Annotated in this window: 21 protein-coding genes; 19 read left to right on the top strand and 2 right to left on the bottom strand. The window is 62.0% G+C overall.

What is annotated here, in order from left to right; genetic code table 11:
* Positions 1-39 precede the first annotated feature (39 nt).
* On the top strand, positions 40-414 hold the full coding sequence (locus tag ACR0KM_RS12090; protein WP_480822691.1) for a glycine zipper family protein: 375 nt from the start codon (positions 40-42) through the stop codon (positions 412-414).
* On the opposite strand, the gene ACR0KM_RS12085 is transcribed toward ACR0KM_RS12090, so the two are convergent.
* Complete coding sequence (locus ACR0KM_RS12085) at positions 411-1,589, bottom strand: BaiN/RdsA family NAD(P)/FAD-dependent oxidoreductase (RefSeq protein WP_480859898.1); 1,179 nt, start codon at positions 1,587-1,589, stop codon at positions 411-413. The genes ACR0KM_RS12090 and ACR0KM_RS12085 overlap by 4 nt on opposite strands.
* A gap of 141 nt (positions 1,590-1,730) precedes the next feature.
* Here ACR0KM_RS12085 and ACR0KM_RS12080 point away from each other — a divergent pair, with 141 nt between their 5' ends.
* The 18 genes from ACR0KM_RS12080 to ACR0KM_RS11995 all read left to right on the top strand — a co-directional run bounded on the left by ACR0KM_RS12080 (position 1,731) and on the right by ACR0KM_RS11995 (position 19,216).
* The gene (locus ACR0KM_RS12080; RefSeq protein WP_480859896.1) at positions 1,731-2,087 is read left to right on the top strand and encodes a cupin domain-containing protein; all 357 of its coding nucleotides are present in this window, start codon (positions 1,731-1,733) and stop codon (positions 2,085-2,087) included.
* Between the two features lie 158 nt (positions 2,088-2,245).
* A complete protein-coding gene (gene ftsW, locus ACR0KM_RS12075) occupies positions 2,246-3,409 on the top strand; it encodes a putative lipid II flippase FtsW (protein ID WP_480822685.1) in 1,164 nt (387 codons plus the stop codon).
* Complete coding sequence (locus ACR0KM_RS12070) at positions 3,409-4,500, top strand: UDP-N-acetylglucosamine--N-acetylmuramyl-(pentapeptide) pyrophosphoryl-undecaprenol N-acetylglucosamine transferase (protein ID WP_480859894.1); 1,092 nt, start codon at positions 3,409-3,411, stop codon at positions 4,498-4,500. The genes ftsW and ACR0KM_RS12070 overlap by 1 nt, the downstream gene beginning before the upstream one ends.
* On the top strand, positions 4,497-5,894 hold the full coding sequence (gene murC, locus ACR0KM_RS12065; RefSeq protein ID WP_480865502.1) for a UDP-N-acetylmuramate--L-alanine ligase: 1,398 nt from the start codon (positions 4,497-4,499) through the stop codon (positions 5,892-5,894). The genes ACR0KM_RS12070 and murC overlap by 4 nt, the downstream gene beginning before the upstream one ends.
* Positions 5,891-6,157, top strand: coding sequence for a hypothetical protein (locus ACR0KM_RS12060; RefSeq protein WP_480859890.1), 267 nt, complete (start codon positions 5,891-5,893; stop codon positions 6,155-6,157). Before murC ends, ACR0KM_RS12060 begins: the two co-directional genes overlap by 4 nt.
* A gap of 54 nt (positions 6,158-6,211) precedes the next feature.
* Positions 6,212-6,460, top strand: coding sequence for a DUF2484 family protein (locus tag ACR0KM_RS12055; RefSeq protein WP_480822680.1), 249 nt, complete (start codon positions 6,212-6,214; stop codon positions 6,458-6,460).
* Entirely contained in the window at positions 6,457-6,705 is a 249-nt protein-coding gene (locus ACR0KM_RS12050; protein ID WP_480859888.1) for a DUF2484 family protein, read from the top strand. Before ACR0KM_RS12055 ends, ACR0KM_RS12050 begins: the two co-directional genes overlap by 4 nt.
* Positions 6,706-6,710: 5 nt before the next feature.
* Positions 6,711-6,983, top strand: coding sequence for a hypothetical protein (locus ACR0KM_RS12045; RefSeq protein ID WP_480859886.1), 273 nt, complete (start codon positions 6,711-6,713; stop codon positions 6,981-6,983).
* On the top strand, positions 6,983-7,903 hold the full coding sequence (murB, locus tag ACR0KM_RS12040; protein ID WP_480859884.1) for a UDP-N-acetylmuramate dehydrogenase: 921 nt from the start codon (positions 6,983-6,985) through the stop codon (positions 7,901-7,903). Before ACR0KM_RS12045 ends, murB begins: the two co-directional genes overlap by 1 nt.
* Positions 7,904-8,015: 112 nt before the next feature.
* The gene (locus tag ACR0KM_RS12035; RefSeq protein WP_480859881.1) at positions 8,016-8,933 is read left to right on the top strand and encodes a D-alanine--D-alanine ligase; all 918 of its coding nucleotides are present in this window, start codon (positions 8,016-8,018) and stop codon (positions 8,931-8,933) included.
* On the top strand, positions 8,921-9,925 hold the full coding sequence (locus ACR0KM_RS12030) for a cell division protein FtsQ/DivIB (RefSeq protein WP_480859880.1): 1,005 nt from the start codon (positions 8,921-8,923) through the stop codon (positions 9,923-9,925). Before ACR0KM_RS12035 ends, ACR0KM_RS12030 begins: the two co-directional genes overlap by 13 nt.
* Before the next feature lie 8 nt (positions 9,926-9,933).
* The gene (ftsA, locus tag ACR0KM_RS12025; RefSeq protein ID WP_480531467.1) at positions 9,934-11,268 is read left to right on the top strand and encodes a cell division protein FtsA; all 1,335 of its coding nucleotides are present in this window, start codon (positions 9,934-9,936) and stop codon (positions 11,266-11,268) included.
* On the top strand, positions 11,255-11,674 hold the full coding sequence (locus ACR0KM_RS12020; RefSeq protein ID WP_480859878.1) for a hypothetical protein: 420 nt from the start codon (positions 11,255-11,257) through the stop codon (positions 11,672-11,674). The genes ftsA and ACR0KM_RS12020 overlap by 14 nt, the downstream gene beginning before the upstream one ends.
* A 351-nt stretch (positions 11,675-12,025) precedes the next feature.
* The gene (ftsZ, locus tag ACR0KM_RS12015) at positions 12,026-13,627 is read left to right on the top strand and encodes a cell division protein FtsZ (RefSeq protein ID WP_480859875.1); all 1,602 of its coding nucleotides are present in this window, start codon (positions 12,026-12,028) and stop codon (positions 13,625-13,627) included.
* Positions 13,628-13,841: 214 nt separating this feature from the next.
* Positions 13,842-14,762, top strand: coding sequence for a UDP-3-O-acyl-N-acetylglucosamine deacetylase (gene lpxC / locus ACR0KM_RS12010; protein WP_480859873.1), 921 nt, complete (start codon positions 13,842-13,844; stop codon positions 14,760-14,762).
* A 129-nt stretch (positions 14,763-14,891) separates the two neighbouring features.
* On the top strand, positions 14,892-15,752 hold the full coding sequence (locus ACR0KM_RS12005) for an outer membrane protein assembly factor BamD (protein WP_480822662.1): 861 nt from the start codon (positions 14,892-14,894) through the stop codon (positions 15,750-15,752).
* 36 nt (positions 15,753-15,788) lie between these two features.
* Positions 15,789-17,438, top strand: coding sequence for a DNA repair protein RecN (gene recN / locus ACR0KM_RS12000; protein WP_480859872.1), 1,650 nt, complete (start codon positions 15,789-15,791; stop codon positions 17,436-17,438).
* A 92-nt stretch (positions 17,439-17,530) separates the two neighbouring features.
* Positions 17,531-19,216 (top strand): chloride channel protein, encoded by a 1,686-nt coding sequence (locus ACR0KM_RS11995; RefSeq protein WP_480822658.1) that lies wholly within the window; start codon positions 17,531-17,533, stop codon positions 19,214-19,216.
* On the opposite strand, the gene ACR0KM_RS11990 is transcribed toward ACR0KM_RS11995, so the two are convergent.
* Positions 19,217-20,587, bottom strand: a complete 1,371-nt coding sequence (locus tag ACR0KM_RS11990) for a DUF3179 domain-containing protein (protein ID WP_480822656.1) — start codon at positions 20,585-20,587, stop codon at positions 19,217-19,219. It lies immediately after the preceding gene.
* Between the last annotated feature and the right edge of the window lies 1 nt (position 20,588).

Here is a 20,588-nt window from a genome sequence, read left to right as displayed (position 1 = left end):
GGTTTTTGCCTTCAGGAAATTCAACACGAGGTCATGACAATGCCAAACCGTAAACTTCTTTTAATCGTTCCCGCCTTGCTTGCTGCCGGGGCCTGCACCAATACCGGCGCCAATTATCAGCCTGTGATCGACGGCCCCGTTGGGCCGAACTACAACTCTGATCTGGCGCAATGCCAGCAATTGGCTGCTTCGCAAGCCAGCGTTGACGGATCAACCGCAGGGAACGCGGCGATCGGCGCTGCGGGTGCTGCAGCTGTGACCGGGATTGTGCAGGACAGCAGCGACAACCTCGGCCGCGCAGCTGTTGCCGGCGCGCTGGTGGGCGCGGGCGCGGACGTGATCAACAAGAACCAGAACAAGGAAGTCATCGTGCGCAACTGCATGCGCGGACGTGGCTACAACGTCGTCGGCTAACGGCCTGCGATGGCGCATCCGGCGGCGTGGCCCGAGGACCACGCCCACTGGAAATTGTAGCCACCCAGCCAGCCGGTGACATCCACCGCTTCACCAATGACATAGAGGCCGGGGACATCCCTGGCCTCCATCGTTTTTGACGACAGATCATCGGTGTCGATCCCGCCCAGTGTGACCTCGGCGGTACGATACCCTTCGGTGCCCGAGGGGGTTAGTTCCCAACTCGACAGCGCTGAGATCAGATCCGACAGGGCGTCGTCGGACTGGTCGGCCAGATTGCCCTGCATCGGGGTATGCTGGCCAAGGTAATCCACCAGCCGCGTGGGTAAGTGCCGGGCAAGTTCTGTCGTTAGCGCCTTGCGCCCACCCGCCTGCCGCTGCTCGCGCAGCAAATCGAACAGGGGCAGATCGGGGATCAGGTTGACCGCAATGCCCTCACCCTCGCGCCAGTACGAGGATAGCTGCAGCACCGAAGGCCCGCTGAGGCCGCGATGGGTGAACAGCAGTGCTTCGTCAAAGCTGGTCCGGTCGTTCGACAGACGGACGGGCAAAGAGACGCCCGACAGGTCCTTGAAGCGACCTTCGGAGAAGGTGAACGGCACCAACGCCGCCCGGGTTTCGGTCACTCGCAACCCGAATTGGCGCGCGATATCATAGGCCAAACCCGTCGCCCCCATCTTGGGGATCGACTTGCCGCCGGTCGCCAGCACCAGATTGCGGCAGGTCAGGGGTGCGCGCTGCCCCTCGCGCTCAACCTCCAAGGCAAAGCCGCCTTCGGTCTTGCGCAGGTCTTTCATCTCGGTCTGAACCCACAACTCCGCTCCGGCGCGATCCATCTCGTCCAGCAGCATCTGGATGATCTGTTTCGAGGATCCGTCGCAGAACAACTGCCCCAGCGTTTTCTCGTGCCAGGCAATGCCATGGCTATTCACCAGATCGACGAAATCCCACTGCGTATACCGCGCCAGCGCAGATTTGCAGAAATGCGGGTTCTGCGACAGGAAATTGCCGGGCCCTGCATACATATTGGTGAAATTGCAGCGCCCACCGCCCGAGATGCGGATTTTCTCACCCGGAGCCTTAGCGTGGTCGATCACCAATACACGCCCGCCACAATGGGTGGCGCACATCATGCCAGCCGCGCCAGCGCCGAGGATGATCGTGTCGTAGGTCATGCGGCGGGGATGGCTTGGATCGGCGCGAAAGACAAGGCCCCATGGGCTGTGTTGGTCCGCGCAGTCTTGCAAAATGCCTGCGCGTTTCCGATTGATACGGGGTGAACCCTGCCCAGTCACTGCACATCGGATGGAACCCACATGAAACCGATCAACCTGAAGGAAAAGCTGGCCCTGTTTTCAAGCCATTGGGACCCGCATGTCGTCGCTGACTACAACGACAATGACATCATGGTCGTGAAATTCCAGGGTGAATTCCCCTTCCACAAACATGACACCACGGATGATTTCTTTCTGGTGCTTGAGGGCGAGATGATCATGGATATCGAAGGCCACCCCTCGCACACCGTCCGCGCCGGAGAGATTTTCGTCGTTCCCAAAGGCGTCGTGCATCGGCCGCGCGCCGAAACCGAGGTCAAGGTAGTGCTGATCGAGCCCAAAGGAGAGCCGAATTCAGGCGATTCCGGCCAGCCCGCCGCGCCCAAGCCAAGGCTGTGACGGTGGCATCAATGTCCCATCTCTGGGCGGCCCGCTGAGGTTGCCCTGTTAAGCAGAGATTTTCCCTTATTTCCCTAGCCCAAACGTAAAAACACCTGTAGACTCTCAAACAGATCCCGAAAACGGGACGTTAACGAGGCAGATAGTGGCGGTATCTCATGACTGAGATGGTGTATGGCGCGGTCCAGGACCAGCGCGGCGAACCGATTCTACCAAAGTGGTGGCGAACGATTGATCGCTGGACGATGTCCTGCGTTCTGATCCTGTTTGTCATCGGGCTGCTCTTGGGGCTGGCCTCGTCGCCACCGCTGGCCGGGCGCAACGGGTTCGATCCGTTCCACTATGTCGAACGGCAGGCGATCTTTGGCGGGCTGGCGCTGGTGGCGATGCTGCTGACCTCGATGATGTCGCCGACTCTGGTGCGACGGCTGGCGGTGCTGGGCTTTCTGGGGGCCTTTGTGGCGCTGGCCTTCCTGCCCATCTTCGGCACCGATTTCGGCAAGGGTGCCGTGCGCTGGTATTCGCTGGGCTTTGCCTCGCTGCAGCCGTCGGAATTTCTGAAACCCGGCTTTGTGGTCGTCGCCGCTTGGCTGCTGGCCGCGTCGCAGGAAATCAACGGCCCGCCGGGGCGGCTGTGGTCCTTTGCGCTGTGCATGGCGATTGTGGCGATGCTGGTCATGCAGCCCGATTTCGGGCAGGCCTGCCTGATCCTCTTTGGCTGGGGCGTTATGTATTTCGTCGCCGGCGCGCCCATGCTGCTGCTGGTCGGCATGGCCGGAGCTGTCGTTCTGGGCGGCATGTTCGCCTATTCCAATTCCGAACACTTCGCCCGCCGCATCGACGGTTTCCTCAATCAGGAACTCGACCCGACGACGCAGCTTGGCTACGCCACCAATGCCATCCGCGAGGGCGGCCTGTTCGGTGTCGGCGTGGGTGAGGGGCAGGTGAAATGGTCGCTGCCCGATGCACATACGGATTTCATCATTGCGGTGGCGGCCGAGGAATACGGGTTGATCCTCGTCCTCATCATCATCGCGCTTTATTCGCTGATCGTGGTGCGCTCGCTGCTGCGGCTGATGCGCGAACGCGATATGTTCATCCGTCTGGCCGGAACCGGGCTGGCATGCATGTTTGGCGTGCAGGCGATGATCAACATGGGCGTCGCCGTCCGCCTGCTGCCCGCCAAAGGTATGACTTTGCCGTTCGTCAGCTATGGCGGCTCGTCGCTGATCGCAGGCGGCATCGCGGTTGGTATGCTGCTGGCCTTCACCCGCTCGCGCCCGCAAGGCGAACTGGGCGATATTCTGCGTGGGCGGGGCTGATGCCGTATCTTCTGATCGCAGCGGGCGGCACCGGGGGCCATATGTTCCCGGCGCAGGCTTTGGCCGAGGCGATGCTGCACAAAGGCTGGCGCGTGCGCCTGTCCACCGACCCGCGCGGTGCGCGTTATACCGGCGCGTTCCCCGAAGACGTCGAAATCGTCGAGGCTTCCTCGGCCACTTTCGCCCGTGGCGGTCTGGCCGCCAAACTGCTGGTCGGCCCCAAGATCGCCGCTGGCGTCACCGGGATGGCTGCGCAGATGATGCGCGACAAGCCGGACGTCGTGGTTGGCTTCGGCGGTTACCCCTCGATCCCGGCCTTGGGTGCGGCGACGCTGCTGAAACTCCCGCGCATGATCCATGAACAGAATGGGGTTCTGGGTCGCGTGAACCAGATATTCGCGACCCGTGTGGGTCAAGTCGCCTGCGGCGTCTGGCCCACGGACTTGCCCGACGGGGCCAAAGGCATACACACCGGCAACCCGGTCCGCGCCGCCGTGCTTGACCGCGCCGGAGCGCCCTATATCCCGCCCGGAGACTACCCGATGTCTGTCCTTGTAATGGGCGGCAGCCAAGGCGCGCGCATCCTCAGCGACATGGTGCCGGGAGCCATCGCGGCACTGCCGGACGAGCTACGCGGCTTCATCCGCGTCTCGCATCAGGCCCGCGATGAGGATGGTGAACGGGTCAAGGCCTTCTATGCCGACCACGGCATTCGTGCTGATGTTCAGCCCTTTTTCGATGACGTACCGCGCCGTATGTCTGATGCTCAGCTTGTGATCTCCAGATCGGGCGCGTCCAGCATCGCCGATATCTCGGTGATCGGGCGACCCTCGATCCTGATCCCGCTGGCCACCGCCGCAGGCGACCATCAAACCGCCAATGCGCGCGGGCTGGTGCAGGCGGGCGGGGCGATCATGATCCCGGAAAACGCGCTTGACGTTGCCGCGCTGACAGAGCAAATGACCACGGTTCTGACCAACCCCGAAGCCGCACAGAAAATGGCCCATGCCGCGCTATCGGTCGGGGCTCCGGACGCGACCGAGCGTTTGATGGCCCTTGTCGAGCAAATGGCGCAGAAGGAGACCTCATGAATCCAGCAACGAAACTGCCGCAGGACGTAGGACCGATCCACTTTGTCGGTATCGGCGGGATCGGGATGTCGGGCATTGCCGAGGTGCTTTTGAACCTGGGTTACAGGGTGCAAGGCTCGGACCTGAAGGCGTCAAAGATCACGGACCGTCTGGCTTCGCTCGGGGCCGAGATTTTCGAGGGCCAACGCGCCGAGAATCTGCAGAACGCAGCTGTGGTCGTGGTTTCGACCGCGATCAAACCGGGCAACCCGGAACTGGATGAGGCGCGCGCGCAAGGCCTGCCGGTGGTGCGCCGCGCCGACATGCTGGCCGAACTCATGCGCCTGCGCTCGAACATCGCGATTGCCGGAACCCACGGCAAGACCACCACCACTACCATGATGGCCGAGCTGATGGTCGCGGGAGACTTTGACCCCACTGTCATCAATGGCGGCATCATCCACGCCTACGGCTCGAACGCGCGAATGGGGCAGGGCGAATGGATGGTGGTCGAGGCCGACGAGAGCGACGGTTCTTTCAACCGCCTGCCCGCCACCATCGCCATCGTCACCAATATCGACCCCGAGCATATGGAGCATTGGGGCGATTTCGATCAGCTGCGCGACGGATTCCATGAATTCGTCTCGAACCTGCCCTTCTACGGCCTCGCCGTCTGCTGCACTGACCATGCCGAGGTTCAGGCGCTTGTGGGCCGCATCACCGACCGCCGCGTGCGCACCTATGGGTTCAACGCGCAGGCCGATGTGCGGGCCGAGAACCTGACCTACAAAGGCGGCGTCGCCCATTTCGACATTCACCTGCAATACGAGGACAAGGTGATCGAGGGCTGCACCCTGCCGATGCCCGGCGATCACAACGTCTCGAACGCGCTCAGCGCTGTGGCCGTGGCCCGTCATCTGGGCATGAAGGCCAGTGAAATCCGCGATGCACTGGCCAATTTCGGCGGCGTCAACCGCCGCTTCACCAAGGTCGGCGAAGTCAACGGGGTCACCATCATCGACGATTACGGCCACCACCCGGTTGAAATCGCCGCCGTCCTCAAGGCGGCGCGCCAAGCGACCGAGGGTCGGGTCATCGCTGTCCACCAGCCCCACCGCTACTCCCGCCTGTCCGATCTGTTCGACGATTTCTGCACCTGCTTTAACGACGCCGACGTCGTCGCCATTGCCGAGGTTTTTGCCGCAGGCGAAGACCCCATCGAAGGCGCCGACCGCGATGCGCTGGTGCAGGGTCTGATCCGCCACGGCCACCGCCACGCCCGAGCAATTCTGGATGAAGGCGACCTCGCGCGGCTTGTCCGCGAGCAGGCCCGCCCGGGGGATATGGTCGTCTGTCTGGGCGCCGGTACGATCAGCGCTTGGGCCAATGGGTTGCCCGAGCGACTAGTCGCATGACCGCGTTTTTTAGCATATTGATATTGTTTGGGTTGGGGTTTGTGATCGGAGCTTTGCCCAGGTGGGTTATGCTTGGGGTGATCGCTCTGATTGCTGGGTTTTTGCTCTACGTACTTTACGGCCCGGATACTAAGGTTTCCATCGGTGCAAAGTTTGCGGCCTTTATTGCATTGAATTCGCTTCCGTTTCTATTCGCAGGTTTTTGCGCTGGCTTCTGGCGCAGAAAAAAACAGTCAGCAGCTCAAGAGCTTAGCGATGCTTGACACTCCAACAGACATCTTTGGTCATCACGGCCAAGGCCCATCAGGAGGAGCGTCTTGAGTTTGTCGCTCATAATCGCCTGCCTCTGGGTCTTCGCCTCAACCATAGTGGCGATGCTCCCCATGCGGCTGCAATTCCCGCCCGGTATCGTGCTGTTCGTCAGTGCCCCGGCGCTAATTGTGTTCTTAGGCTATGATTATGGCTGGTTTGTGGGGTTACTTGCGCTCGCCGGGTTCGTCTCGATGTTTCGCAATCCGATCCGCTACTATTGGCGCAAATGGACTGGACGTGAGGTGCAGGAATGAACTGGTCAATCGCGCTTGCCGGTTTTTGGGGGTTGGTCGCCAACGTGCTTGCGATGCTGCCCAGCAAGGATAACCATTGGCGGCGAGCCTATTTCCTGATCGCTGTCGGCGTGCCTATTCTGGGTTATGTCACCTATGAAAACGGCCCGTGGATCGGGCTGCTGGTGCTGGCGATGGGCATGTCCGTGCTGCGCTGGCCGGTGATTTACCTGACCCGTTGGATACGAAAGAGTATCGGGGGCTAGAGTTTGTGCTTTTGCTTTATTTGATTGCGCTGACGCTGGCGGCATTTTTTATTTTTTTCTTCAGAATTCTGGCTTTGCAAAACAAGAATGCAACTTGCCTGTTTTTGGGTGTAGCGTGGGTTTCAATATTCTCTTGGCTGACACTCTATTTGCGCGGCATCTCTCATGACGTTGAGGCTGCTTTTGTAGCTGTCTTTTGGGCGGGGTTGCTGATAGCAGGTGTTTTCTCACTAATCGGTTGGATTTGGGGAAGACTCTCGTGGCGAAGATCGCGTTGATGACAAACTGGGATATTCGTGGAAAGCTCACCGAAAGCCGCCCGCTCAACGACCTCACATGGCTGCGTGTCGGAGGGCCTGCGGATTACCTGTTCCAACCGGCTGACATCCGAGACCTGCAGGGTTTCCTGCGCAACCTACCCATAGATGTGCCGGTCTTCCCCATGGGCGTCGGATCAAACCTGATCGTCCGCGACGGTGGTCTGCGCGCCGTGGTGATCCGGTTGGGGCGCGGGTTCAACACGATCTCGATCGACGGCACCACCGTCACCGCCGGGGCCGCCGCGCTGGACGCGCATGTGGCGCGCAAGGCGGCGGATGCGGGGGTTGACCTGACCTTCCTGCGCACCATCCCCGGCTCCATCGGCGGCGCGGTGCGCATGAACGCAGGCTGCTACGGCAGCTACACCGCAGACGTTCTGCAAAAAGCCACCATCGTCACGCGGGCCGGAGAGGTGAAAGACCTCTCACCCCAAGACCTCAACTTCCGCTACCGCCAGTCCGACTTGCCCGAAGGCGCGGTGCTGATCTCGGCCACGTTCCAAGGCCCGAAAGGCGATCCCGCCGAGCTGCACGCCCGCATGGAAGCGCAACTGCAAAAGCGCGACGAAACCCAACCCACCAAAGACCGCAGCGCCGGTTCGACCTTCCGCAACCCCGCCGGGTTCTCCTCGACCGGCAAGGCCGATGATGTCCACGACCTCAAGGCATGGAAGGTGATCGACGACGCCGGAATGCGCGGGGCCACGCTTGGCGGCGCGCAGATGAGCCCCAAGCATTCGAATTTCCTGATCAATACCGGTGACGCGACCGCCGCAGACCTCGAAGGTCTGGGCGAAGAGGTCAGAAAAAAGGTTTACGAAACAAGCGGCATCACGCTAGAGTGGGAAATCATGCGGGTCGGTGATCCGCTGGAATAATCAAGCCCCAACCGTCAGACCAAAATCAGGCAAATTCAGGCGACGGATCAAAGGCATAAACGCAGTACGGACCACCACATAAGGTCCGGGGACATTGAGGCGCACATTGGGTATGTCGAGCAGGACAAACCCCAAAGTGGCGGTATTGATGGGTGGCCCCTCGGCGGAACGCGAGGTGTCTCTCAGCAGCGGGCGCGAATGCGCAGCCGCCCTTGTGGGAGAAGGCTTTGAAGTGGTCGAGCTGGACGCAGGTCCCGACCTCTATGCGCGCCTTTTGGACATTAAGCCGGATGTGGTTTTCAACGCCCTGCATGGCCGCTGGGGCGAGGATGGCTGTGTGCAAGGCCTGCTGGAATGGATGCGCATTCCTTATACGCATTCCGGCGTGCTGGCCTCGGCCTTGGCGATGGACAAGCAGCGCAGCAAGGAAATCTACCAGACCGAGGGCCTGCCCATCGTGCCCAGCGTCATCGTGCCCAAGGTCGAGGTGATCGAGGTCCACGTGATGGAACCTCCTTACGTCGCCAAGCCCAACAACGAAGGCTCCAGCGTCGGCATCTATATCGTCCACGAAGGCTCGAACGGCCCGCCGCAATTGTCGGACGACATGCCCGAGCATATCATGGTCGAGAAATACGTCGCAGGCCGCGAACTGACCGTGACCGTCATGGGCGACCGCCCCCTGACCGTCACCGAGATCATGACCGATGGCGGCTGGTACGATTACGACGCCAAGTACAAGCCGGGCGGATCGTGGCACGTCCTGCCCGCCGACATCCCGCAGGATATCTTCGACCGCTGCATGGATTATGCGGTGAAAGCCCATAACGCTCTGGGCTGTCGCGGCGTGACCCGTACCGATTACCGCTGGGATGATAGCATGGGCGCGGATGGCCTGTTCCTGCTGGAAACCAACACGCAGCCGGGCATGACCCCGACCTCGCTGGTGCCCGAACAGGCCGAGCATATCGGCATGAGTTTCGGCCAGCTTTGCGCCTGGATGGTGGAGGACGCCTCATGCGACCGCTGACCGCTACCCGCGCACCGGTGATCCACCGGACCAAAGCCCTTGCCGGGCCAGACGCGGATTTTGCCGCGGCCCCTCGGCCTGATCCCAAACCTGAACCCAAACTGCGCCTGCGCGGTGCGCGCCTGTTTGGCCGCGCGCAGGCGTCGGACCCCGCGCCGTCGCGCCTCAGCTACCGTTTTCAGCGCTGGATGCTCACCCCCGGCATCCGGCGCGGGCTGAAGATCGGCCTGCCGATGCTGGCCGTGGTTGCTGCGGTGGGCGGCTATTTCGCCTCGGAAGACCGGCGCGAGGCCGTCAGCACCTATATCGCCGACATCAAGACCTCGATTCAGGAACGGCCCGAATTCATGGTCAACCTGATGGCCATCGACGGGGCAGGGACCGCGCTGTCGGAAGATATCCGCGAGGTCGTGCCGCTCGATTTCCCGCTCAGTTCCTGGGATCTGGATGTCGAGCAGATCCGCGACACCATCACCGGGCTGGACCCGGTGAAATCGGCCACCGTGCGCATCCGCCCCGGCGGCATCCTGCAAGTGGACGTAGTCGAACGACAGCCGGTGATCGTCTGGCGCACCCGCGACGGGATCGAGTTGCTGGACGAAACCGGGGCCCATGTGGACCACATCGCCGCGCGCGCTGATCACGCCACCCTGCCGCTGATCGCAGGCAAAGGTGCCGACAAACACGTCCCCGAAGCGCTGCAGATTCTGACCACCGCGCGCAGTCTGGGCGAACGCGTCCGCGGTCTGGTGCGCATCGGCGAACGCCGCTGGGATCTGGTGCTGGATCGCAACCAGCGCATCATGCTGCCCACCGACCGCCCCGCGCGCGCCTTGGAGCGCGTGCTGGCGGTGAACGAGGTGCAGGACCTTCTGGAACGCGACGTGGTGGCGGTGGATATGCGCCTTGGACAGCGGCCAACCATTCGAATGAACAAAACAGCCAGCGAAGACTGGTGGAACACAAAAGTAGATGTGAGTAGCGGGCAGTAACGACCATGATGACCGATCTTTATCAGTCCCAACGGGCCATGCGGCAGATGCGCCGGCAGGCCATGCAACGCGGCGTTGTCGCCATTCTGGACGTGGGCAGTTCCAAAATCGCCTGCCTCGTGCTGCGCTTCGACGGCACAGGGCGCCTGTCCGAGGATAACTCGATCGGGTCGATGGCAGGCCAGACGGGTTTCCGAGTGATCGGCGCGGCCACCACCCGTTCGCGCGGCGTGCAGTTTGGCGAAGTCACCGCGATGCAGGAAACCGAACGCGCCATTCGCACTGCGCTGCAAGCGGCGCAGAAGATGGCCGATATCCGTGTCGACCATGTGATTGCCAGCTTTTCGGGCGCGAACCCGCGCTCGTATGGTCTGGATGCGCAGGTCGATCTGGAGGGCCAACTGGTCACCGAGGCCGAGGTCGGCCGTGTTCTGAACGCCTGCGACGTGCCGGATTACGGCGAAGGGCGCGAGGTTCTGCACGCCCAGCCGGTGAATTTCGCGCTGGACAACCGCTCGGGCCTGATTGATCCGCGCGGTCAGTTGGGGCAAAGCCTTGCGGTGGATATGCACATGCTCACCGTCGACGCGGTGGCCATCCAGAACATCGTGCGCTGCATCAAACGCTGCGATCTAGAACTGGCCGGGATTGCGAACTCGGCTTATGTGTCGGGCATCTCGGCGCTGGTCGAGGATGAGCAGGAACTGGGCGCGGCCTGTATCGACATGGGCGGCGGCACCACCAGCGTGTCGATCTTCATGAAGAAACACATGATCTATGCCGATTGCGTGCGCATGGGCGGCGATCACGTCACCAGCGATATCTCCATGGGCCTCGGCGTGCCCGCCGCGGTGGCCGAGCGCATCAAGACCTTCAACGGCGGCGTCCACGCCACCGGAGCCGATGACCGCGACATGATCGATATCGGCGGAGATACCGGCGATTGGGAACACGACCGCCGCACGGTCAGCCGCGCCGAGCTGATCGGTATCATGCGCCCCCGCGTCGAGGAAATCCTCGAAGAGGTCCGCACCCGCCTTGACGCTGCCGGGTTCGACCACCTGCCCAGCCAGCAGATCGTGCTGACCGGCGGCGGCAGCCAGATCATGGGTCTCGACGGGCTGGCCAGCCGCATCCTCGGCCAACGCGTCCGCCTTGGCCGCCCGCTGCGCGTGCATGGCCTGCCGCAATCAGCGACGGGGCCGGGGTTCTCGTCGGCTGTTGGCCTCAGCCTGTTTGCCGCGCATCCGCAGGACGAATGGTGGGATTTCGAAATCCCCGTCGATACCTACGCCGCGCGCCCGTTCAAACGCGCCGTGCGCTGGTTCCGTGACAATTGGTAAAGCCTTGCGCCGGGCAGTCCTCGGCGCAACGCTCTGGCCTGTGGCGGCCACCGCCCAAACCCTGATCTCTCCGGACGCGTTTCTGGACGCGGTGGTCGGCAAAACCATCACCTTCCACGAAATCCGCAGCGGTATGCTGGTGGGGACCGAGGAATTTCTCAGCCCGACTCTGTCCGTCTGGCGGATGGAGGGGCGCGGCTGCGTCTATGGTCAGATCACCACGCCCAACGGCCAGATCTGCTTTCTCTACGACGATGCCCCAAATGGCCTGCCGGTCTGCTGGTGGCCCTTTCTGCACAACGACCGCCTGATGGTGCGGTTGGCCAGATTTGTCGGCAGCGAAACGCAAGAGGTCCGCAGCATCACCGAGGACGGCCTGAATTGCCCAAGTGCCCCGGTTGGCTAAAGAAATCGGTTGCAGCGCGCGCCGGAATCCCGCAAGATATCCACAAGGCCCGGCAGAGGCCCAGCGGCAGGACATTGAGCAGTTTTCCGCGACCAGAACAAGTGAGCTACCAGTGTCCGCACGCGCATCCAGGCGGGTGGGGTCTTTCGGCGCGTAGTATGACTTGAAGCTCTCGCCGCAACATATGGCGGTCACAGCGAAATGCCGCTGTTTGCTGCCTTATTTCCTCCATATTTTGTGGATTCTTGCGATTTTTCTGGTGACGTTTCCGAAATGACACAGTAAAATCATCTGTGGATAGGTCAGAAAAAACCGCATTTTGCGGCAACATATAAAACAGGCGGACAGAGCATGACATTGAATCTTTCGATGCCCGGGCACGACGAACTTAAGCCTCGGATCACGGTATTTGGCGTTGGTGGGGCAGGCGGCAACGCGGTCGACAACATGATCGAAAAGCAGCTGGATGGCGTGGAATTTGTCGTCGCCAACACCGACGCGCAGGCGCTGCAGCAAAGCCGCTCGTCGGCGCGGGTGCAGCTGGGCGTCAAGGTCACCGAAGGGCTGGGCGCAGGTGCACGGCCCGCCGTGGGGGCTGCGGCTGCCGAAGAAAGCATCGAACAGATCGTGGATCACCTGGCGGGCGCGCATATGTGCTTTATCACCGCTGGTATGGGCGGCGGCACCGGCACCGGGGCGGCTCCGATCATCGCGCAGGCTGCGCGTGAACTGGGCGTGCTGACCGTGGGCGTGGTCACCAAACCCTTCCAGTTCGAAGGTGCCAAGCGGATGCGTCAGGCCGAGGACGGCGTTGAATCGCTGCAAAAGGTCGTCGACACGCTGATCATCATCCCAAACCAGAACCTGTTCCGTCTGGCCAACGAAAAGACCACGTTTACCGAGGCGTTCTCGATGGCCGACGACGTGCTCTATCAGGGCGTCAAAGGCGTGACCGACCTGATGGTGCGTCCGGGCCTGATCAACCTTGACTTTGCCGACGTTCGCGCCGTGATGGACGAGATGGGCAAGGCGATGATGGGCACCGGTGAGGCGACCGGCGAAGACCGCGCCATTCAGGCCGCCGAGAAAGCCATTGCCAACCCGCTGCTGGACGAAATCAGCCTCAAGGGTGCCAAGGGCGTGCTGATCAACATCACTGGTGCGCATGATCTGACCCTTTTCGAACTGGACGAGGCGGCGAACCGCATCCGCGAGGAAGTGGACCCCGAGGCCAACATCATCGTCGGCTCGACCCTCGATACCGAGATGGAAGGCGGCATGCGCGTTTCGGTCGTTGCCACCGGCATCGACGCCAGCGAGAAAACTGACGACGTACCGGTTGCGCGCCGCTCGATGTCGGCCCCGCTGACCCGTACTGTTTCGGCAGAAGAACCAGCCCCCGAACAAGTCGCCGCGGATGAGGCCCCCGCCGCTGAAGACGCAAACATCGCCCCCACGTTGTTTGAATCGATCGAGGATGTCGAATTGAACGAAGGCTGGCACGAAGAGCCCGCCGCGCAGGACGATGATGGTCTGCCGCCCCCGGCCTACCAGCCTCAGGTGGCCCAGTTCGAGCCTCAACCCGAGCAGGAAGAACCGGCTGAATCCTATATTGCGCCGCGTGCCCCGACCCCCGGCACCCCGTCGCCCGAGGCGATGCAGCGGCTGCAGGCAGCGGTGCAGAAAGTGCCGCAAAACCGTCTGCGTCCGGCGGCTGAAGCACCGCGTGAACCGGCCCCCCAACCGCAACCTGCGGCCGAGGATCGCCCCCGGTTTGGCTTTAACCGTCTGATCGATCGGATGACCGGCCACGCCGCCGATACTCCGGCCCAACCGGCGCGTCAGCAACCGGCGATGCGGGCATCTGACGCAACGGCACCTGCACGGGAAGAGGCGGACCCGGATCAGGAACGTATCGAAATTCCGGCCTTCTTGCGCCGTCAAGCCAACTGACCACGGTAACAAAATCACTGTAAGGGGTCGCCATCTGGCGACCCTTTATCGTTAAAAAACAGGACCCTGACAGGCGCTAAGCAGGGTTTTGCCGATCTGTCACATTCATGTTTCAATCGGTTGCAAAGAGTGAGTTGAGCCTGATGGCCCGGTTCCTTAGTTGAATGGCCAACACAGCCCACTCAAGGCTGGCCACCACTCGCTGAGGTTCAATTTGCAACATACGCTCAAATCATCGGTCACGTTCAAGGGCACCGGGCTGCACAGCGGCAAGCCTGCGACGATGGTCCTGAAACCGGCGGCTGCCGGTCATGGGATCTGGTTCAAGCGCACCGATATCGAGCTGGGCAATGCATTGATCCCCGCGATCTATGACGTGGTTGAACGCACGCCGCTGTGTACCCGTCTGGTCAATGACGCAGGCGTGTCGGTCTCGACCATCGAACATATCATGGCGGCGCTGGCGGGCTGCGGCATCCATAACGCGCTGATCGAGATCGACGGCCCCGAGGTTCCGATCATGGATGGCTCGTCCGTTGAATTTGTGCGTGGCATCATGGCCAAGGGCGTGCGCCGTCAGGCCAGCCCGGTTCTGGCCTATGAGGTGCTGAAGCCCGTCACTGTGTCGCGTGAGGGCGCAAGCGCATCGATCGTGCCTGCCGACAAGCTTGAGATCGAGTTTCACATCGACTTCGAAGACGACGCCATCGGCAGCCAGACCAAGGTTCTGGATATGTGCAACGGTGCGTTTGCGCGTGAACTCTGTGACAGCCGTACCTTCTGCCGCCGCACGGATGTCGAAGCGATGCGCGAAAACGGGCTGGCGCTGGGTGGTACACTGGACAACGCGGTGGTCGTGCAGGGTGACGAAGTGCTGACGCCGGGCGGTTTCCGCCACGCGGATGAGGCCGTGCGCCACAAGATGCTGGACGCCTTGGGAGATCTCTACCTTGCGGGCGGCCCGATTCTGGGGCGCTTTATCGGGGAAAAGTCGGGTCACTCGATGACCAACACACTGTTGCGCAAGCTGTTTGAAACACCTGGCGCGGTGCGTCCGATCCTGTGCACGCCGGAACAGGCCGCGCGTCTGCCGGGTCAGGGCCTTGTCCGCAGCGAGATTCCGCAGGTCGCCTGACACCCGATCAACTCTGGCGACATTTGCGTCACGAGGGTGCATAAGGCGTTTTGCCCCGGAATTTTATGTGCTAGACCAAGGTCCGATCAGGGACAAATCCCGCTAAGAAAGACGACAAGGATGGGCGGAATGGTTGGTACCAAGGCGGCAGTCAGGTTCGCAGGCGCGCTTCTTCTGGCGGCGGTTTTGACCGCATGTGGCGACAATGGCCTGTTCAGCAGCCGTGGTGCAGATCGCAATCAGAACCTCGAAGGGTTCACGCCTGAACAGATATTCACGCGGGGTGAATATGAGCTGTCGCAGAATCGCTCGGATGATGCAGCGTGGTATTTTTCGGAGGTGGAACGCCTGTATCCCTATTCCGATTGGGCCAAGCGCGCGCTGATTATGCAGGCGTTTTCGTTCCACAATGATCGGAATTATGCAGAAAGCCGCGCCGCCGCGCAGCGCTTTATCGACTTCTATCCAACGGATGAAGATGCGGCCTATGCCCAGTATCTTCTGGCACTCAGCTATTACGACCAGATCGATGAGGTCGGTCGTGACCAAGGGCTGACCTTCCAGGCGCTTCAGTCTCTGCGCACGGTGATTGAGGTTTATCCTGACAGTGAATACGCCACCTCGGCCATCCTGAAATTCGATCTGGCGTTCGATCACCTCGCGGGTAAAGAGATGGAGATTGGGCGCTATTATCTGCGTCAGGATCACTTTACCGCTGCCATCAACCGCTTTCGTGTCGTGGTTGAGGATTTCCAGACGACATCCCACACCGCCGAGGCGCTCTATCGCCTGATCGAGGCTTATCTTGCGCTGGGCCTGGTGGATGAGGCGCAGTCAGCAGGGGCGATCTTGGGCTACAATTACCAGTCTTCGGAATGGTACGATGCCGGCTACAAACTTCTGACGTCGCGCGGGCTGGACCTCAAGAGCCGTGGCAACAACTGGCTGTCCACGATTTACCGTCAGACCATCAAGGGTGAGTGGTTGTAACCGCCATGGCTAAGGCCGAGGGACGCTAAAGACCCGATGCTGCGCGCCCTTGATATCCGCGATATGCTGATCATCGACCGGTTGGAACTGACCTTCCAGCCGGGTCTGAACGCTTTGACCGGCGAGACCGGGGCGGGCAAGTCGATCCTGCTGGATTCGCTGGGCTTTGTGTTGGGCTGGCGCGGGCGTGCCGAACTGGTCCGACAGGGTGCTGCGCAGGGTGAGGTCGTAGCCGAGTTTGAACTGCCCGCAAATCACCCCGCCCATGGGGTTCTGGCCGAGGCAGGTCTGCCCGGCGGCGAAGAGCTGATCCTGCGGCGGGTAAACACGGCCGAGGGGCGTAAGACCGCATGGGTCAATGATCGCCGCTGCTCGGGCGAGGTGCTGCGTGCCCTGTCGGAAACTCTGATCGAACTGCACGGCCAGCACGATGATCGCGGTCTGCTGAACCCGCGCGGCCACCGCGCCATGCTGGATGCTTATGCCGGGGCAGGGGATCACATCGGCGCCGTCCGCGCCGCATGGGCCCAGATGTCCCGCGCTCGCAAGGCATTGGCTGAGACCGAAGCCACGCTGGCCACCATGCGCGCCGAGGAAGAATTCCTGCGTCATTCCGTGGGCGAACTTGCCCAGCTTGACCCGCAACCGGGCGAGGATGCCGAACTCGACGCCCGCCGCCGCATGATGCAGGGGGCCGAGCGTATCCGCGACGACGTGGCCCGCGCCTTTGCCCTTCTGGGCGGTGATGGGGCCGAAGGCGCGATGGCCGACGCCGTGCGCTGGCTCGAAGGGGTCTCGGACAATGCAGGCGGCCAGCTTGAGGAACCCATCGCCGCTTTGGGCCGCGCCCTGATCGAACTGGGCGAGGCGCAGGACGGCGTCAACACCTGCCTGCAGGCGCTCGATTTCAACCCGGCGGAACTGGAACAGGCCGAGGAACGCCTGTTCGCCATCCGCGCGCTGGCCCGCAAACACGACGTCGCCCCCGACGATCTGGGTGCCTTCGCCGATACCCTGCGCGACCGCCTGAACCGTCTGGACGCGGGCGACGCCGACCTCAGCGACAAACGCGCCGACGTGGACGCGGCGCAGGCGGCGTATGATGCAGCGGCCCAAGCGCTCAGCACCGCGCGCCAGACCGCGGCCAGCGCGCTGGACCAGGCGGTCATGGCCGAACTCGCGCCCCTGAAAATGGAACGCGCCGTGTTCCGAACCGAAATCACCCCCGCTGATCCCGGCCCCGAAGGCACTGACGCGGTGGCCTTCACCGTCGCCACCAACCCCGGCGCGCCCTCGGGTCCGCTGAACAAGATCGCCTCGGGCGGTGAGCTCAGCCGCTTTCTGCTGGCGCTCAAGGTTTGCCTGACCGGCGAGGACAGCGCCCGCACCATGATCTTTGACGAGATCGACCGTGGCGTCGGCGGGGCAACGGCGGATGCGGTGGGTCGTCGTCTGGCATCGCTGGCGCAAGGCGGGCAGGTGCTGGTCGTCACCCACTCGCCACAAGTGGCCGCTCGTGCGGCGCATCACTGGCGGGTGCAGAAACAAGTGGCCGGAGATCAGACCCTGTCCACCGTCATCCCGCTGGCGGATCCGGACCGCGTGGACGAAATCGCCCGCATGGTCGCTGGCGATACGATAACGGAAGAGGCGCGCGCCGCTGCCCGTGCCCTGTTGGATGCATAATGCGCCTTCCTTGAACATCTTGCTGTGAACCGACTTTTCTAAGCCCTCCGCGTGGCTTACTAAGGGTCAGGTGATCACCTCGACGAGGGCCAATGACCCAATCAACCCGCACCGTGCTGCGCAATCAGCTCAATCAGGCCCTCTCGGCTTTGCGGGATGGCTGGCGGGTGATGCTGCATCGCGGTCCCAGCCAGATCCAGTTCTGGTTCATTGCGCTGCTGATCGGGATCGCGGCGGGCTTCATGGCGCTGGGGTTCCGCATGGCGATTTCGTCCTTGCAGGCCTATCTCTACGACACCGAAGACATCCTTTTCCTGCACACGCACGCGGCAAAGCTTCATTGGCTTTGGATATTGCTGATTCCTATGATCGGTGGACTGATCGTCGGGGTCATTCTGCACAATTTTACCGATGACGGGCGTGTGCGCTCGGTCGCGGATGTAATCGAGGGCTCGGCCATCATCGATGGGCGGGTCGAAAAGAAGGCCGGGATTGCATCCTTCTTTGCATCGCTGATCACGCTCAGCTCGGGCGGGTCGACGGGACGGGAGGGACCGGTTGTACATATGGCCGGGGTTATCTCGACCTGGGTCAGCGACCGGATCAACGCGGACGGTATCACGGGTCGAGACCTGTTGGGCTGCGCCGTGGCCGCCGCCGTTTCGGCCAGCTTCAACGCCCCCATCGCTGGGGCGCTGTTCGCGCTTGAGGTCGTGCTGCGCCATTTTGCTGTGCATGCCTTTGCGCCCATCGTGATTGCCTCGGTCGCTGGGACAGTGATCAACCGGCTGGCCTATGGGGATGTCACGGAATTCACGCTGGACACCCCCGGATCGCTGCAATTCTATGTCGAATTGCCCGCATTCCTGATCCTCGGTCTGATCTGCGGGCTGGTGGCGTTGGTTCTGATGCGCTCGATCTTCTTTGCTGAGGATATCGGGACGCATATCCAGAACCGTCTGTCCCTTCCGCGCTGGCTGCGGCCGGGGGTCTCGGGTCTGATGCTTGGCCTTCTGGCCATCTGGTTTCCCCACATTATCGGCGTCGGGTACGAGACCACGATCCGCGCCCTGACCGGAGATCTTGTCCTGACGACAGCGATCCTGTTCGCGGTGATCAAAACTGTTGCCGTGGCCATTACCATGGGCGGGCGCATGGGCGGCGGGGTGTTCTCGCCTTCACTGATGATCGGCGCGCTGACCGGGTTGGCCTTTGGCCTTATCGCCACCGGTCTACTGCCGGACGTGTCAGGCACCCATACGCTCTATGCCTTTGCCGGGATGGGCGCGGTAGCGGCGGCCGTACTGGGCGCGCCCATTTCGACGACGCTCATCGTCTTTGAACTGACCGGAGACTGGCAGATCGGCCTTGCCGTGATGGTGTCGGTGTCGATGTCCACAGCGCTGGCTTCGCGCCTTGTGGACCGGTCGTTCTTCCTGACCCAGCTCGAGCGTCGCAACGTGCATCTGGCTGCCGGGCCGCAAGCGTACCTGCTGGGCATGCTGCGCGCTGGCGCGGTCATGCGGCCACTGGGCGACGCGAGATCAATCACCAAGGACGAGGCGCTGGCATTGATCGAACAGGGGCTCTGCGTCAGAGCGAATGCCACGCTCGAAGCCGCCATGCCCTATTTCGACCGCGATGACATCCCGTGTATCCCGGTGGTGATTGTCGGCAAGGACGGCTGCGAAAACCCGGTGGGCGCGCTCTATCACATTGACGCGCTCAAGGCGTATAACCGCGCGCTGGCTGCCACGGCGGCCGAAGAACACTCCTGATCAGCCGCCATAAACGCTGGCTGCATCGCCCAGATAATTGTCCCAGGCAAACCAGTAAGAAATATGACCCGCGACGCGTGGCAACTGCGTGCCGTCCGGGGCGACCAGCGCCTCTTCTGTGACGGTCCATTTCGCCCCTGATTCGTCCAAAAGCCCGCCATCCGTGGTTGCGCGGAAACTATGCGCGCCGCGTTCATACGCGCGAACGCTGCGTTTGTCAGGATCGCCCATCAGCATGAGCGCACGCCCACCAATCGCGTCATTGATCACCGGCTTTCCCTTGAAGGCCTCAAGTGGCCAAGCGCGTGCAGCCCCGAACTGGCGCACCGCGAACACATAGTCCTTTTGCCGGTGAACCCGCTGGTCCACCAAGGCGGGGAACATCAACTCGGATGAGGCGAAATACTCGCGATACACCACGCCCGATCCGTAGTCGCGCCGGTACCCGGTACTGAGCGACAGCACCTGCGTGTCGGGATGCGATGCTTTCCAGCTGTCCCAACGGGTGATCACCACCGGGCGCTGTTTCAGCTCGATCCCGCTGTTTACCAGGGGGCCAACGACCGGTTTGCCGGTATACTGGTTCCACAGCGAATGCGTCTCGCGGTCGAACATCAGCTTATTTGATCGATACAGGAATCCCGACGAGCCGAAGACGAACGGTTTGCGCCGCGCTTCGACCTGCGTTTCAAACAAGATCCCCGAACCGCATAGCGTACAGTAGGCCAGCGCGACCGGCACACCGCCGATCACCTCGTTGAACATCTCGTGCCAGCCCATGATCCGCAGCGGATAGGCCCGCACATCGCCGTTGATCGAGACACCAAAGACCAGATCATCGTCTTTCATGTAATCCGCCCGCGCCGCCGGTATCAGCTTGGGATTGTCCAGCGACGGGATGCCATCTTTGACAACGCCGCCCCAGGAAATCTCTTCCAGCCGGATCTTCATCTTGTCGCGCTGCAGGTACTCGGGCCGCAGGAACAGGTCGAAATTATCGTCGATCCCCAGCAACACCTCGCGTTTGAACGGAATCAGCGACGCGTGTGGCACGATCTGGGGGTTTCTTTCCTGCCACAACATCCACTCAAACCAATCGGGGCCAATGGATTCGCCGGTCAGCGCATCCATCACCTCGGCGATATCGTCTTCGCGCCGCCGGGCGAACCGCAATCCGGTCAGCAGGGCGGGGACGACATCGGGGTTGCCACGCTCTTTCAGAAAGGCCATCGAAGCCTCAAAATCGGTCCGCCCGCCGTAAAGCGTGGATCGTACCGCCTCAAGCACCGGATCTTCCTGGGCCCGAAGCCCGGTGGGCAGGGCGACACTGGCCCCCAGCAAGGCGGTGAAACTACGACGTGAGATCGACATG

The organism is Ruegeria sp. G10 (genome assembly GCF_056533645.1).
The sequence above is the reverse complement of the archived record's forward strand: the minus strand, read 5'-3'. Positions and strand labels throughout refer to the sequence as shown.